A 14,322-nucleotide genomic window follows, 5' to 3' on the forward strand; every position below is an offset into this window, starting at 1 on the left:
GGTTTTAATCAGGGAGGGCGGGGATGGGTAGAATAATTTATTTTATCCGTGGAGGAGATTAGGGAAGCAGATGTTCACCACCAATTGGACGTAAACTTACTGGCGGCATATTTGTTATGGAGAAAAAAGGAGCGACAAGCTCCCTTCAAATGTTTATCGGACTACGTACCAGTTCTGCTTTTCACTGAGATACCGGACAGTACCCTCTTGTTCGGATTTCTTTAGGGCGTTGTAAGCAGCTCTCATACGTTCAGCCTTTTTAGCTACCGCTTTTTCGAGTTCAAGCTTTTCTTTTTCTTCAGCTTGTTTGTTATGTATGTATGACATAACCCCTCCCGCTTGGATCTAATTTATCTGTCATGGTAAAACCGTTTTGTGTCACAAATCGATTAATATGTCGTTTATAGACCCGGTTCAGTCGCTCATCTGCGGCTAGCAAAATGTATCCACTAGGACTAACCGCATTATAGTGCTCATTAATCAACCTTTCAACTTCGGACATAATTCCTATCATCTGATGATGGTTATTTGTAGGGTACCTCTCAAATAGCGTGTTATTATCTAAATTGTTTTTTGCATCAAATGAAACTTCAAAGCAACTGCCCCGGTCGAGTCTGTAATTTTCAGGCAGAACGACAGAAGAATCCCCCTTTGAGATAATTTCCATTATAATCAAGGTGTATTCCACGCTAGACACCTCAAAGTCTGAGATATGTGCTTCGCCATATCCGAGGTTTTCTATTTTAAAAGGCATAGGTTTTCCCAAAGTTTCAACATGTTGAAACTTTATATTTTCAGTATTCTTCAATCAATTGATTTCATAGCAGTATTATAATGCAGACTTTCCTGTTCAAACTTAGCAGGAGAAATAAATGCGTGTTACGCCGCAAAAAAAGAGGTCACAGGGTCAGTTACGATTAAAGGATATCAGTATTAGTCTTTGAGTGACTAATAACTGATATCTCTTTAATTTTATGCTCGTTCTGGTTTCAGGTTATTCAACCAGGTGCAGATTATTCATTAAAATTGCGGCAGGTAATCACGATTTATCGCCAATACGTCATCCAAAAGCGGTGAAGCAATATCGACATCGGCAACCAGTGGGTTGGTGATCAATGCCCGCAGTGCAGCGTTGCGATCGCCATGAACCGCTGCTTCAATCGTTAAACGCTCGAAGGTTTTTATCTGTTGGGTCAGAGAGTACATACTGTCAGGCAGGCGGCCAAATGTCAGCGGGTGGGCACCTTCTGCATTAATGATACAGTTGGTTTCAATGACGGCATCGTCCGGCAGGCCACGAATAGCACCGTGGTTAGGGGTATTAACCACCAGCTGGCTGCCAAGATTGTTGTGAATAGCGCACATCAGATCCAGTGCAACTTCAGAATAGAATGAACCGCCGCGGAAACTGAGCTGTTCTGGTTTGTGAGCAAGGTCTGGATCGGCATACAGTTCAAACAGCTCCTGCTCTACTTTCATGACTTGTTCTGCCCGTGTGCCTTGTTTGGCAGCGGCTTCGCGCTCTTCCTGCAACATGCTGCGGGTCTGATAGAAGTAACGGTGATAAGGGCAGGGGATTGCGCCTAATGCTCTGAGTAATGGCGGGGGCCAGGGGGATTCTTTAATGTTATTCATGGTTAATGCTACACCGTTGCATAACATATCAAGTACCCGATGCGTTTCATCCCGCCCTGAAACCAGTACCTGGTGTACCCAAACCATATGATTAAGCCCTGCAAAACGTAATTGCACATCTTGATGAGGATGTTGCAGCATATTGGCAATCATATGGTGCATGGTGACCGGGACATTACACAGGCCGATTATTTTTGCCTTGCTGTAACGGGAAACCGCTTCGGTGACGATCCCTGCCGGGTTAGTGAAGTTAACAATCCATGCATCTGGCGCAAGTTGTTCAACTTTACGGGCGATATCCAGCAAAACGGGGATGGTACGTAACGCCTTGGCAAATCCTCCTACGCCCGTTGTTTCCTGACCGATTAAACCGTATTTCAGCCCCAGACGTTCATCCATAGCACGCGCTGGAAGCTGGCCGACACGCAATTGAGTCAAAATAAAACTGGCGCCGCGGATTGCATTATCTGGTGTGAAATGTACGCTGACGATAACGTGTTCCAGGCCATGACGGGCCAACATACGACGGGTAAGTGCAGCGATAATTTCTACTTTCTGTTTTCCACCATCAATGTCAACTAATGCCAATTCAGAGAGTGGAATGCTTTTGTTGCGCTGAATGAGTCCTTCTACTAACTCAGGTGTGTAGCTGCTACCGCCGCCGATAACGGCTATTTTTATCTGTTTCATATTTTTTCCTCCTGTGATGGCATCCGGCGGTAGAGTTCAATCATATCGCCGGCAAGATCCTGAATAACCATCGCGTTCATTAAATGATCCTGTGCATGTATAGTGATCAGATTGACAGGCAATTTACCGCCGCCTTCATCCAACCCGATTAGAGTAGTTTGAATGGCATGCGCCTCCTTGATTGCCTGTTGGGATTCCGCCATCAGTGTGTGTGAAGTTTGAAAGTCACCGTTTCTGGCATGTTGTAATGCCATCAGCGCATGGCTGCGTGCGCTCCCGGCATGAACCAGCAGTTCGACAATAGTTTGTTCCAAATCCATGTGTAAATCCTCCGAAGATTATGGCTAAGATTGAGTTTCTACGCTGGTGGATATCGTCTCTTCTTGCTGTTTATTTTCTTCATTGATTAATTGCTTTTCATAAACTTTGAAGAAGGGATACCAGATGAATAGATCGATTATCATCAGCACGATAACTAGCACTGCCGCACGGTAATCCCAGGCGGCGGAAAGCATTGCACCGAATGGGGCCGGTGTGGTCCAGGGAGAGATAACGACCATTTTATGCACCAGATCAAGATGCAGGGTACTGTAAGACAAGACTACATTGACCAATGGCACAACCAATAGTGGAATTAATAGGGTTGGGTTCATAACAATCGGTGAACCAAATAACAGAGGCTCGTTAATGTTGAACATAGCCGGAACTGCGCTTAGTTTTCCGATAGTACGCAAGTGTATAGAGCGGCTGCGTAGGTAAAGAATAGCCAGAGCCAGGGTGGAACCGGAGCCGCCAAGACAGGCATAAAATGACCAGTATGGATCAGTGAGAATTTGGGTTGCCGCAGCTCCTTGAGCTATTAAGGCCGCATTGGTGGCAATATTTGCCATAAATATGGGGCTTAATAGGACAGTAATAATGTTGGCACCGTGAATACCGGCAAACCACAGTAGATTGGCAATCAGCACTGCCAACATAATGGCTGGCAGTGTGTCACCGACGGAAATGAGGGGTTGAAAAATCTGCATGACGGCGGCAGGGATGAGCAGATTGAATTCACTCTGTAAGAGCAAACTGATCGGGTAAACCGTCAACAGGATACCGGTGACCGGATACAAAAGTTCAAAAGAACGGGCGATCGCCGGTGGTACTTGTGCCGGCATACGGATGGTGATGTTATATTTTTTTAATAAACGCGTCAGTTCAACTGACCAGATAGCGCAAATCAATGAGGTGAATACGCCTGCTCCTCCGAGAAAATCGAGTGCTATTTTGTTTTCGATTTGTGGTGCTGCCGCTAATAAAAACGCCATTAGTGACAGTAAAGCAGAAGTTAACCCATCCAGACCGTAGGATTTAGCCAGGCTGTAGGCCGTGCCGACCGAAACAAATATGCTCATTAATCCCATGGTCATAAAGTAAGGCATGGTGATGGTGTCCCAGTGAGTTTTCGCAAAGGACAACCAAGCCTGACCGAATGAGGATGAAGTTTGTGCATCAAATGGTGGGTTTGCCGCAATTAACATGATACTGCCGATGAGCAAAAATGGCATGGCTGAGATAAAGCCGTCACGTATCGCACTAATATGTCGCTGGTTACCGATTCGTCCTGCAAGCGGGACAATATGGCTTTCTACGACGCGTATGAACGTAGTATAGAGGCTCATAGGGCACTCCGTATGATGATGAAGTTGATTATTCCAACAGGCTTAATGCCTTATCGAGAACTTTGTCACCACGAAGAGCGCCGTAATCCATCATGTCAATAATGTCTATCGGCTTGCCGAGTGGGTTGGCGATAGCGGAAAAATGAGCCAGCTGATGTCTTACTTGTGGGCCAAGTAAAACAACGTCGGCATCGGTTATCAGATGTTTTAATTCGATGGTAGAGGCGGCCTTGATCTCAATGTCTAACGCTCGTTTGGTCACTTCTGCCTGCATACGTTGTACCAGCATGCTGGTGGACATGCCGGCAGAGCAACACAATAGGATTTTTTTCATTACTCAGCTTCCTGTTTATTATGTCAGTTGATCATGGGGTAGGTGGTAAATGAGAGCACACCCACTTCTTATTAAGATTAGCACTTATGTTAAATTTGTTGCGATTTTGTGGCATGTTAATCAGAATAGTGTGAGGAATAGCGATAGAATGTGATCTTTGTTTGTATTGAACATAGCGTGAAAATGTCAGGTTGTACGGGGCGTTGCAGAGGGATTTCTTATTTCATGAAAATAGTGGGTTGCTCGTTTTTACGTCAACCGAACGTTGATTATTTATCATTTTGCTAATACACTGCGTAGCAGATATGGTTAATGCCGAAGCTTACATCATGGGATGATTTCTATATAACTTGGGCTGATTATTGTTGGGGCCATGACAAGGATTACCACTATCATCGCCTTTTTGTTATCAGTAAAGAACTATTACATTGATCCTTCTTAAAACTGACAAATCTCAACATCTGACGACTTTCTCTTAAATAGCATAAAATTAAAAAGTTAGATCTTTCCTGTTTTCGCATTTAGAATATTTCACCGGTGCTTGCCGGTTGTTCTGTATTATGAAGAAATATTGTGCATTTAAGGGAAGACTGAAATGGGTTTAACTTATTGAATCCAAAAAATAGTTTTTTTATTATTTATCTATGCAGTTCATTTACAACTATTTTCTGTGATAAACTTGTTTGCGCTTGTTACCTGCTCTGTTTGAGGTGCTTCTGAACACACCATCGCAGCTTTCATTACCTTTATATCTTCCCGATGACGAAACTTTTGCCAGTTTCTTTCCGGGGGAAAACGCTACCCTGTTAGCTGCAATTAAATTGGCCATTAATCAGCCGCATGGCAGCTATATTTATTTTTGGTCCCGTGATAGTGGGGGGCGAAGTCATTTGTTGCATGCCGCATGTGCTGAATTGTCCCTGAAAGATGAAGCTGTGGGCTATGTTCCGCTGGATAAACGTGCCTATTTTATTCCTGAGGTGCTTGATGGCATGGAACACTTATCACTGGTTTGTATCGATAATATCGAATGTATTGCTGGTGATGAAGAGTGGGAAATGGCGATGTTTAATCTTTATAATCGCATTCTGGAAATCGGTCGCACTTGTTTGCTTATCAGTGGCGATCGTCCACCTCGTCAGATTGATCTTAGGTTACCTGATTTGGCTTCCCGTCTGGACTGGGGGCAAATTTATAAATTACAACCACTTTCCGATGATGAGAAATTACAGGCTTTGCAACTGCGTGCAAAATTACGTGGGTTTGAGTTGCCGGAAGATGTGGGGCGCTTCTTACTGAAAAGATTAGACAGAGAAATGCGGACGCTGTTTATGACCTTGAATCAGTTAGATCATGCTTCGATAGTTGCCCAGCGCAAGCTGACGATTCCATTTGTGAAGGATATTCTGCATCTTTGACGATGATGGTGATTTCACCATCATCATATCTACCCGATTAGCCAAGAATTTCTTTTACTTGTTCTGGTGGGCGCCCAAGCCTGGCTTTATCACCACAAACGACAATAGGGCGCTCAATCAGTTTAGGATTGGCAACCATCACTTTCAGTAGATCGTGTTGAGTGAGTTTTTCATCGGCCAGATTCAACTCTTTGTATAGATCTTCTTTAGTTCGCATCAACTGGCGCGCATCATGAAAACCAAGCTGTTTTAACAGAACAGATAATTGCTCTATCGTGGGAGGGACCTCCAGATAGAGAATAATCTGCGGCTTAATGCCTTGCTCTTCAATAAGAGCCAAAGTTTCACGGCTTTTGGAGCAGCGGGGGTTATGATAAATGATCACCTGTTGCATGAAAGTTCCTTAACGTTGGTATTGATTGTAACGCTGTTGTAGCTGGCGTAACTGATCGATACGGGCATCATAACGTTCTTGATCGTAACTGCCTAATTTTACCAGTGCGCTGGCACTGCTGAGGTATTTAATGGCATTGTCAAACTGACCATGAAGTGCCATTTCTTCAGCATACGCTGATAATTCTTCATGGCGTTTGCCTTGTTGGGCGGCGGCTTCCCTCATCAGGTGCCAACCGTTTGGATCATCAGGATTATTGAACGTATAACGGTAGAGCAGCTTTGCAGCCTGCGGGTATTGCTTTGCGCGAATGAGCGCATTTGCCAGATTAATCTGTAAGACCAAATTGTCTTTTTGTTTCTGTAAGGCGTTTTGTAATCGGGTGATAGCCTGAGCCGTTCGGTTCTGTTCAATATCAATATCGGTCATCGTGTCAATAAACCAGAGGTTATCTGGTTGTTTTGCTAATAATGGTTCCAGAATAGCCCGTGCCTCAGCGTATTTTTTATCCTGAGAAAATAAGATTGCTTGTCCATAAGCGGCGGCGAGTTGCTCTTTAGCTGTGCCTTTACGGTAATTTTCTAAAATTTGTTCCAGATAGCCGCGCTGCTCCGTAGTGTACATTCCCATAATACGGACTCTGGCAAACAGAAAATCTTGAGATTGTGGAACACGCTTGGCGGGATATTGGTTAGCACGGTTACGGGCATCAGCAAGGCGGCTGTCGGGTAATGGGTGAGTCAGCAACATCTCTGGTGGTTTGGAACTGTAACGGGTCTGATCTGCCAGGATCTGCATAAAATCCGGCATGCCTTGAGGATCAAAACCCGCTTTGCGTAGCGTCTGCATGCCAATGCGGTCAGCTTCCTGCTCATTGGATTGAGTAAAGCTGATCATACCTTGTTGTATTCCGGCAAGCGTTCCGCTGAGTGCCGCCATTCCTGCTTGTGGGTTAGCCATTATCAACAGGATAGAACCCAGAGCACTTGCCCAGGCCAGTGGTGCTGTACGCTGCTGATCTTCCATCATTCGTGCCAGATGGCGCTGAGTGACGTGGGAAATTTCGTGGGCTATAACGGATGCCAGCTCGCTTTCATTACGGCTATAACGAAAAAGTGCGGCATGGAGTACGACGTTACCGCCAAAGAAAGCGTAAGCGTTGATATTCGGGTTATTGATCAGATAAAAATGAAAAGGTGTTTTAACTGAATCTGCATTAGCCACCAACCTTTGTCCAAGGGTATTGATATATTGCGTCAATAATGGGTCATAAATCAGTGGAACGTTGTCACGCATCTGGCGGACGTAAAAATCGCCCATTGCCAGTTCCTGATTGATGCTTAGGGTTGAACCTGCCGTGGTACCTATATCCGGCAATGAATCTTCAATAGAGGCGCTGAGAACAGGGGGGCTTACTAGCAATAATGTACTGATTAATATTGCTGCCAGGGATTGATTAGACATTATTTTCATAAAACAAAAATGATCTCATTTGGCCATCGTTTTAGATAATGCGTGTATGATGAGCAAGGGTACCTTAAAATTAACCAATTAGTACAATTTTTAAGAAAAATAGAAATATGAATATTGCTATCAAGGAGCCTGGTCAATGCTGGAGATGATTATACAGTGGTATCGCCGTCGGTTTACTGATCCGCAAGTGATTGCGTTGTTTGTCATCCTCTTGGCAGGGTTTTGCATTATTTATTTTTTACATGGCATTTTAACGCCATTACTGGTGGCGATTGTTCTCGCTTATTTATTGGAATGGCCAACGGCCCAACTTGAGAAGTTGGGATGTTCGCGGACAGTGGCTGTTTGTATTGTACTGATTATTTTTTCCGGGATCAGCTTGCTGGTTATTCTGATTGTGGCACCAACGGCATGGCAGCAGGGAATTAATCTGTTGTCAGATATGCCTAATATGCTTAACCGGTTTAATGAATATGCCCAAACATTACCGACTCGTTATCCGGCTTTGGTTGATGCCGGTATCATTGATATGATGGCGGAAAATCTGCGCAGTAAGATTTCAACTGCCGGAGAATCCGTGGTGAAGTTTTCGGTAGCTTCATTGATTGGTTTGCTGACATTGGCTATCTACCTGATTCTTGTGCCATTAATGGCCTTTTTTCTGCTAAAAGATAAAAACCAGATGCTGCAAGCGTTACAACGGGTTTTGCCACGTAACCGTATTTTGGCCGGGCAGGTATGGCGCGAGATGAATCAGCAAATCACTAACTATATCCGTGGTAAAGTTACGGAGATGGTGATTGTTGGTATCTGTACCTACGCTGTATTCGTATTTCTTAGGTTAGATTATTCATTACTGCTTTCTGTTCTGGTTGGGCTGTCAGTATTAATTCCTTATGTAGGGGCAGTGATTGTCACTATTCCTGTTGTACTGGTTGCTTTATTTCAATGGGGTGTCGGGACAGATTTCTGGACCTTGATTATTGCTTATCTGGTTATTCAGGGGCTGGATGGCAATTTACTGGTGCCGATTTTGTTCTCTGAGGCAGTAAACTTGCATCCGTTGGTGATTATTCTTTCTGTGATTACTTTTGGTGGTTTATGGGGATTTTGGGGCGTATTCTTTGCTATTCCGCTGGCGACGCTGATTAAAGCCGTTATTCATGCATGGCCGGAAGAGATAGTTATAACAGAAGACGATGAAATAAAAGAATAAATCTGTTTTTAATATGAAAATGGCCTTTGTATTTATTTCTAGGTTAATGCCGGTTACTTGTTATTAGAGTAAGTACAGGATAGGAATTTCTTTCCCGTACTTACTCCAGGTATCTTGAGTTGCTGAATGAAATACGATTAATTTTTTAGCGGTTTTTTATTAAGGATGCTGCTTCAGATAATCCACCACTATCTGATGGTGATCACTGGTCTTAAATTTATCAAAAACGTGCTCAATATTACCTTTGGTATCAATCAGGAAACTGATACGGTGAATACCATCATAGGTTTTCCCCATAAACTGTTTCTCGCCCCAAACACCAAATTGCTCAGCAATTTGATGATCCTCATCGGACAACAATGTGAAGTTCAGCATTTCTTTCTCCACAAAGCGTGACAGTTTACTTGGGTTATCGGTACTGATACCCAATACCTCAACACCTGATCCCTTTAATGTATCCATTTCATCGCGCAGACCACAGGCTTGTACAGTACAACCAGGAGTCATTGCTTTAGGGTAAAAATAAACTAAAACACGCTGACCTTCGAAATCAGACAAGTTGATTGTTTCTCCATCTTGGTCAGGAAGGCTGAATTGAGGGGCCTTATCACCGGCTTTCAATGGGCTCATCACGTATTCTCCGTTTAATCTTTCTGCTAAAGTGGTTCAAGAATACTAATACTGCCTTGTGCATTTAGATCTGTACATAGCTTATTAAACGCCTGCTTAATAATTATGCCGTCATCATCTAATAGACTATGAGCGGTGATCTGGATTTGTAGCCGGGCAGGGATACCATCTTCTGGTGGCTGTGTTTTTGATACCAGTTCAGCAATATTAAAATACTGCGTGGTAAACAGATTGGTAAACTGTTCAACAATACCCGGTGAATCATCAACATCAACCTTGACGGAAACTGTGGAAGGAAATGCTGTATGATCATCACATCTTGTACGTTTCATGACGAGAAGAAGATCCAGTTCGGCTCCTTTCTGCGGCAGTGAAGATTCAATCATGGTGATAGCGTTCCAGCTACCGGAAAGTAGCATAATGAAGGTGAATTCCTCACCAAACATCGCTAAACGGCTGTCTTCAATGTTACAACCACATTCACTCACAAGACGAGTGATCGTATTGACGATACCAGGACGGTCAGCGCCTAAAGCGGTTATAACGAGAAAATGTTGTTCTGATTGTGGCAAAGTCACTTTTCCTTCTCTGCTGTGGTTTATTTAAGGTAAACACAAAAAGGGTATACTGCCAAGGTCAATCGTATCAAAGTTGCTCTATTGTTCTCATTCCCTGCCTTTGAATTTCAATAAATTACTCCGGTTATTACTTCTTTTTAACAGAGGTTATCCGGTATTAACAAAATTCATTGAAATCCTGTTTAAATAGTTTCCTTCTGTATGACTAGAAAGTACCATTGAACTCTTGTTTGTATAGGGGGGTATGTAATGTCTAGCGGGAGCTTTGAATTTACAGGCAGTATTGTTGCGCTGGTAACACCAATGGACGCGAATGGTCGCGTTGATAAGACTAGTTTGAAAAAATTAATTGATTACCATGTTGCCAGTGGTACATCAGCGATTGTCTCGGTAGGAACAACCGGAGAGTCTGCCACATTGAGTCACGATGAGCACGGTGATGTTGTTTTGACCACGGTGGAACTGGCTGACGGACGTATTCCGGTCATCGCCGGAACAGGTGCAAATGCGACTGCTGAGGCAATATCTCTGACGAAACGTTTTGAAAACAGTGGTGTTGTTGGTTGCCTGACGGTAACGCCTTATTATAATAAGCCATCGCAGGAAGGTTTATATCAGCATTTTAAAACGATCGCTGAAAATACTGATTTGCCACAAATTCTGTATAATGTGCCCTCCCGTACAGGATGTGATTTGCTGCCGCCAACTGTAGCTCGTTTGGCGAAGATTAAAAATATTGTCGCAATTAAAGAAGCGACAGGGAACTTAAGTCGTGTCAGCCAAATCCAAGAGTTAGTTAATGATGATAGCTTTATCTTGTTGAGTGGTGATGATGCAAGTGGGTTGGATTTTATTCAGCTTGGTGGTAAAGGGGTAATTTCTGTTACTGCAAATATTGCGGCTGCTGAGGTGGCTAAATTTTGTAAGTTGGCACTGAGTGGCCAGTTTGCGGAAGCGCGTAAACTGAATAACCGCCTGATGGATTTACACCATCAACTATTTGTTGAACCCAACCCCATTCCAGTCAAATGGGTATGTTACAAATTGGGGCTGATTGCTGATGACACGTTGCGTCTGCCGATGACGCCATTGACAGATGCAGGAAAAGTCTCAGTCGAAAAAGCCTTGAAAATGGCCGGATTACTGTAAAATTTAGGGAATTTTAATGGCAATATTGTTGCAAAAATCAAAGGTGATGAAGGCTGCTGGTATGTCACTGGTAGTGTTATTGGCAGCGTGTTCTGGCGACCAAAGTTATAAGCGCCAGGTCAATGATGATGACACGTATCTTGAAACACCTCCTCTGAAAGCGCTGAATGTTCCTGCGGGTATGATATTGCCATTACAGAATGGTGAATATGATATTCCACCAACAGCATCTAAAGGATTGGTTGGGAAAGAGCTTGATATTCGGCCACCATCGCAGGCATTGGCCCTGTTGAGTGGCTCCCGTGCTGAAAATAGTGTGAAGAGCAGCAAATTGCTGCTTGAAAACACGTCTGAAAATAGCAATTTGTGGTCGCAGATTAATCATGTTCTGCTGAAAAAAGGTTACAACGTTAGCCAGCGTGATGATGCTGGTCAGACATTGACAACCGACTGGATTGAATGGCCGCGTGCAGATGAAAACGTTCCGTATCAGATTCGCTATCGTATCAGTGTTGCACGCCAGAGTTATCAGATTGAATTATCCGTTGCCAATGAAGGTCTGAGACAAGGCGATCAACCCATAATTGATCCTATCGAAGTCCAACGTTATAACGCACTGATGCTCAATGAATTGATCGAAGGTGTGAACCAGCAGCGTGAACGGATTAGTGATAATACGGCAGCACGCAATTTGGGGCCGTTAGATGTACAGAGTGGTGGTGATACTTCTGGGTTACCTCAGATGATTGTTCGTGCGCCATATAATATCGTCTGGGATAGGTTACCGGCAGCGCTGGAAAAAGTGGGTATGAAAGTGGGTAGCCGCAGCCGTTCGACGGGTTCTATCGCTGTAACGTATAAAGGTCTTAGTGCATCGGGCTGGAAATCAATGGGGGTTAATGAACCTTCTATCAGCGAAGGTGATTACAAATTACAGGTGGGTGATTTGAATAACCGCAGTAGCTTGCAGTTTATTAGTGATAAAGGTAAGCCGTTGACTCAGTCACAAAATGATGAACTGGTTGCAGTATTGAAAGCCGCTTTCAGCCAGACGACAGGATCGTAGATGTAAAGGATGTAAATAAAGGGGCAAAATGCATTGCCCCTGAGATTGTTGACAAGGTGCTGATTTTTTAGTCAGTGCTTTGATCTCATAAAAGTCTGCACAAAAAATAAGCCTGTTTTCATGCGAAGAAGCGTTCTTCCACCGCAATTCTCCCTGAAGGGTGTCCTTTGAAGTTAAACATCATCTGATCTGTAAAACTGACTCGACGAGCAATATGGGTTGTTTATATACAAAAGACAGACTAGATCTGACAGTCATCCTATTTCTGAAAGCTTAAAATCCTGTTATCAAAATAATTGGGTTTCCTTCTCCACTATGAACGATCATCTAACTGATATATTACTGACTGAGCTGGCAGCAAAGCTGGGTATGAGTAAACTCTCCTTTGATAAAGAGGGGAATTGTTTCTTATTGGTCGATAACGCTATACCTATTATCTTGCGTCGCCAGGAGGAACATTTAGCTATTATTGGTCAGATAAATATGGAACTTCCAGACTCAGCGGATGTTGATACTCTGCGTTATTTACTCAATACAGCCCTTAATCCATTAAATAGTCAGATGCCGGGTATTGGCTGGTATCAGGAACTTGGGGTTGTTGCGTATAGAATATTAACCATACAACACCTAACGGCCAATAAGTTGGAAGATAAATTGTCTGAATTTATTACCTGGATAAATGAATTTCCAACATCACTATCACAGAAAAATACCCTACAACCATCTTATGACAGGAGAATGATTTATGGTCGAGTTTAAGAATCTTGCTGTATTACAGAATGCCCCATTGCAAATACAAGAACAGGTTCGTAATGAAGGTAAACTGCAAATTGCTGGCCGTGAATATCATATTAATGCAGATCTGCAACAGGTTTTGCGTACGCACCCAAAAAGTGATCACTTTGCCCGTTTCTTGGAAGGAATAAGTAAATTTTTCTTAAGTGGCAGTGGTGCTTCCGTAGCTAAAGAGGCGACTAAAACCCTCTTTTCTACAGAGGGGGCGCAACAACAGCGTCTCCAGAGTACAGACTCGGTCAGCCATGCCCGTATGTTGTTTAAGGATGGTAGTTTACAGACATCGGAACAAGTGCTGGAGAGATTAAAAACAGCAGATACCCATAAAATGACGGAAGCAATGTTGGCTGAACATTCTCTTTTGCTACAGCGTGCTATGTCAGAGTCACTACTGAATACAGAAACGGGTAAAAAATTACAGGAGCTAATGGGACACCAGGCAACAGCTCAACTGACCAGTAAACTGGTTGCCCCTGAGCAGTCTTTTGTCAGCTTTGAACAATTACGTAAGCAACCTTCGGCTTCTGGCGCTGTCGCTAGTCTGGAGCCAATTTTGATGATGGAAGAAAAGAATTTGCTGGCAGCTCAGCAGCATCAAGAGGCAATAAAAGGCCAAGATCTTAACCAAGGTATTTACGCGGAAACCCTTTCTGAAGATTTTTATAACCCAGGCAAGTTAACTGATGATGTTGACAAGGCGGCCGCTTGGATTCTCAAGGCATCCACTTCAGGTGGTAATGAATGGAGTAACTTCACGGCGCTACTGAAGGAATACACCCATAATGGAAAGGATTTAACGGATAGCCAAAATCTTAAGGAGCTTCATCATAGGTTGGTTCCAAACATAGAGCGTGATTATCGTGGTCCAGCAATCAGCGGGGGGAGCCTTCCTTCCAGTATAGGTGGTGCGGCGTTGCTGGCACGTCATCTGGAAACTTTGGATAAGGAAGATCCTCAGATTGGGAAACAACTCTTTGCGGCTGTCGTTGGTTTTCACGGTTTCACTGATGGCAATGGCCGGATGGGGCGCCTCCTCTATGCGCTGACAGAATTAAGAGCGGGTCAATTCACTCCTCTTTCTGTCACTACAGAAAACGCTTTGCATGGCATCCACTAAAAATGCAGGCTAAAGTGCTGGCTTTTTAGTCAGCACTTTGAACTAACAAAATCAGTTCAAAAAATGAACTCACTTCCATGTTAAGAGACTTCCTCCACCATAATTTCTCCCTGCAAGTCTGTCCTTTGAAGAACTGGTGTCTAAACATATTTAGGGTTTG

The 14,322-nt window shown here is 43.5% G+C and carries 16 protein-coding genes; 6 read left to right on the forward strand and 10 right to left on the reverse strand.

From position 1 onward, the window contains the following. Positions 1-153: 153 nt before the first annotated feature. From PTE_RS25840 to PTE_RS17830, 6 genes are all read right to left on the reverse strand, one after another. Complete coding sequence (locus PTE_RS25840; RefSeq protein WP_152961785.1) at positions 154-327, reverse strand: hypothetical protein; 174 nt, start codon at positions 325-327, stop codon at positions 154-156. After that, entirely contained in the window at positions 311-808 is a 498-nt protein-coding gene (locus PTE_RS17810) for a hypothetical protein (RefSeq protein ID WP_131601541.1), read from the reverse strand. The genes PTE_RS25840 and PTE_RS17810 overlap by 17 nt, the downstream gene beginning before the upstream one ends. 212 nt (positions 809-1,020) lie before the next feature. Continuing rightward, positions 1,021-2,325, reverse strand: coding sequence for a 6-phospho-beta-glucosidase (locus PTE_RS17815; RefSeq protein ID WP_036849339.1), 1,305 nt, complete (start codon positions 2,323-2,325; stop codon positions 1,021-1,023). Next, positions 2,322-2,645, reverse strand: coding sequence for a PTS lactose/cellobiose transporter subunit IIA (locus PTE_RS17820; RefSeq protein WP_036849340.1), 324 nt, complete (start codon positions 2,643-2,645; stop codon positions 2,322-2,324). Before PTE_RS17820 ends, PTE_RS17815 begins: the two co-directional genes overlap by 4 nt. A gap of 24 nt (positions 2,646-2,669) precedes the next feature. Beyond that, on the reverse strand, positions 2,670-3,992 hold the full coding sequence (locus PTE_RS17825; RefSeq protein ID WP_036849342.1) for a PTS sugar transporter subunit IIC: 1,323 nt from the start codon (positions 3,990-3,992) through the stop codon (positions 2,670-2,672). 28 nt (positions 3,993-4,020) lie between these two features. Then, complete coding sequence (locus PTE_RS17830) at positions 4,021-4,326, reverse strand: PTS sugar transporter subunit IIB (protein WP_036849343.1); 306 nt, start codon at positions 4,324-4,326, stop codon at positions 4,021-4,023. Between the two features lie 710 nt (positions 4,327-5,036). Between PTE_RS17830 and hda the strand changes: the two genes are divergently transcribed. Then, positions 5,037-5,744 (forward strand): DnaA inactivator Hda, encoded by a 708-nt coding sequence (gene hda, locus PTE_RS17835; protein ID WP_036849598.1) that lies wholly within the window; start codon positions 5,037-5,039, stop codon positions 5,742-5,744. A 37-nt stretch (positions 5,745-5,781) separates the two neighbouring features. On the opposite strand, the gene arsC is transcribed toward hda, so the two are convergent. Together arsC and bepA are read right to left on the reverse strand one after the other, a co-directional pair. Continuing rightward, positions 5,782-6,138, reverse strand: coding sequence for an arsenate reductase (glutaredoxin) (gene arsC, locus PTE_RS17840; protein ID WP_036849345.1), 357 nt, complete (start codon positions 6,136-6,138; stop codon positions 5,782-5,784). Between the two features lie 9 nt (positions 6,139-6,147). Beyond that, positions 6,148-7,611, reverse strand: a complete 1,464-nt coding sequence (gene bepA, locus PTE_RS17845; RefSeq protein WP_036849346.1) for a beta-barrel assembly-enhancing protease — start codon at positions 7,609-7,611, stop codon at positions 6,148-6,150. 136 nt (positions 7,612-7,747) lie between these two features. Here bepA and PTE_RS17850 point away from each other — a divergent pair, with 136 nt between their 5' ends. Then, a complete protein-coding gene (locus PTE_RS17850; protein ID WP_036849348.1) occupies positions 7,748-8,827 on the forward strand; it encodes an AI-2E family transporter in 1,080 nt (359 codons plus the stop codon). A 159-nt stretch (positions 8,828-8,986) separates the two neighbouring features. On the opposite strand, the gene bcp is transcribed toward PTE_RS17850, so the two are convergent. Both bcp and PTE_RS17860 read right to left on the reverse strand, forming a co-directional pair. Further along, positions 8,987-9,457, reverse strand: a complete 471-nt coding sequence (gene bcp / locus PTE_RS17855; protein WP_036849350.1) for a thioredoxin-dependent thiol peroxidase — start codon at positions 9,455-9,457, stop codon at positions 8,987-8,989. Between the two features lie 26 nt (positions 9,458-9,483). Continuing rightward, positions 9,484-10,029: a glycine cleavage system transcriptional repressor gene (locus PTE_RS17860; protein WP_036849352.1), complete on the reverse strand. Its 546-nt coding sequence runs from the start codon at positions 10,027-10,029 to the stop codon at positions 9,484-9,486. Between the two features lie 255 nt (positions 10,030-10,284). On the opposite strand from PTE_RS17860, the gene dapA reads away from it, so the two are divergent. The 4 genes from dapA to PTE_RS17880 all read left to right on the forward strand — a co-directional run bounded on the left by dapA (position 10,285) and on the right by PTE_RS17880 (position 14,162). Then, on the forward strand, positions 10,285-11,184 hold the full coding sequence (dapA, locus tag PTE_RS17865) for a 4-hydroxy-tetrahydrodipicolinate synthase (RefSeq protein ID WP_036849354.1): 900 nt from the start codon (positions 10,285-10,287) through the stop codon (positions 11,182-11,184). A 16-nt stretch (positions 11,185-11,200) separates the two neighbouring features. Further along, positions 11,201-12,250: an outer membrane protein assembly factor BamC gene (bamC, locus tag PTE_RS17870; protein WP_036849356.1), complete on the forward strand. Its 1,050-nt coding sequence runs from the start codon at positions 11,201-11,203 to the stop codon at positions 12,248-12,250. Positions 12,251-12,565: 315 nt separating this feature from the next. Further along, positions 12,566-13,009, forward strand: coding sequence for a type III secretion system chaperone (locus PTE_RS17875; protein ID WP_051477446.1), 444 nt, complete (start codon positions 12,566-12,568; stop codon positions 13,007-13,009). Beyond that, positions 12,996-14,162, forward strand: coding sequence for a VopS family T3SS effector adenosine monophosphate-protein transferase (locus PTE_RS17880; protein WP_036849358.1), 1,167 nt, complete (start codon positions 12,996-12,998; stop codon positions 14,160-14,162). The genes PTE_RS17875 and PTE_RS17880 overlap by 14 nt, the downstream gene beginning before the upstream one ends. Positions 14,163-14,322: the final 160 nt, after the last annotated feature.

This window comes from Photorhabdus khanii NC19, from assembly GCF_000517265.1.
In the GTDB taxonomy this organism is placed as follows: Bacteria; Pseudomonadota; Gammaproteobacteria; order Enterobacterales; family Enterobacteriaceae; genus Photorhabdus; species Photorhabdus khanii.

Coding starts and splice junctions, on each gene's coding strand:
- bamC (WP_036849356.1), top strand. CDS start 11,201: ATGGCAATATTGTTGCAAAAATCAAAGGTGATGAAGGCTGCTGGTATG.
- PTE_RS17830 (WP_036849343.1), bottom strand. CDS start 4,326: ATGAAAAAAATCCTATTGTGTTGCTCTGCCGGCATGTCCACCAGCATG.
- PTE_RS17825 (WP_036849342.1), bottom strand. CDS start 3,992: ATGAGCCTCTATACTACGTTCATACGCGTCGTAGAAAGCCATATTGTC.
- arsC (WP_036849345.1), bottom strand. CDS start 6,138: ATGCAACAGGTGATCATTTATCATAACCCCCGCTGCTCCAAAAGCCGT.
- PTE_RS17815 (WP_036849339.1), bottom strand. CDS start 2,325: ATGAAACAGATAAAAATAGCCGTTATCGGCGGCGGTAGCAGCTACACA.
- bcp (WP_036849350.1), bottom strand. CDS start 9,457: ATGAGCCCATTGAAAGCCGGTGATAAGGCCCCTCAATTCAGCCTTCCT.
- PTE_RS17880 (WP_036849358.1), top strand. CDS start 12,996: ATGGTCGAGTTTAAGAATCTTGCTGTATTACAGAATGCCCCATTGCAA.
- dapA (WP_036849354.1), top strand. CDS start 10,285: ATGTCTAGCGGGAGCTTTGAATTTACAGGCAGTATTGTTGCGCTGGTA.
- PTE_RS25840 (WP_152961785.1), bottom strand. CDS start 327: ATGTCATACATACATAACAAACAAGCTGAAGAAAAAGAAAAGCTTGAA.
- PTE_RS17820 (WP_036849340.1), bottom strand. CDS start 2,645: ATGGATTTGGAACAAACTATTGTCGAACTGCTGGTTCATGCCGGGAGC.
- PTE_RS17850 (WP_036849348.1), top strand. CDS start 7,748: ATGCTGGAGATGATTATACAGTGGTATCGCCGTCGGTTTACTGATCCG.
- PTE_RS17875 (WP_051477446.1), top strand. CDS start 12,566: ATGAACGATCATCTAACTGATATATTACTGACTGAGCTGGCAGCAAAG.
- bepA (WP_036849346.1), bottom strand. CDS start 7,611: ATGAAAATAATGTCTAATCAATCCCTGGCAGCAATATTAATCAGTACA.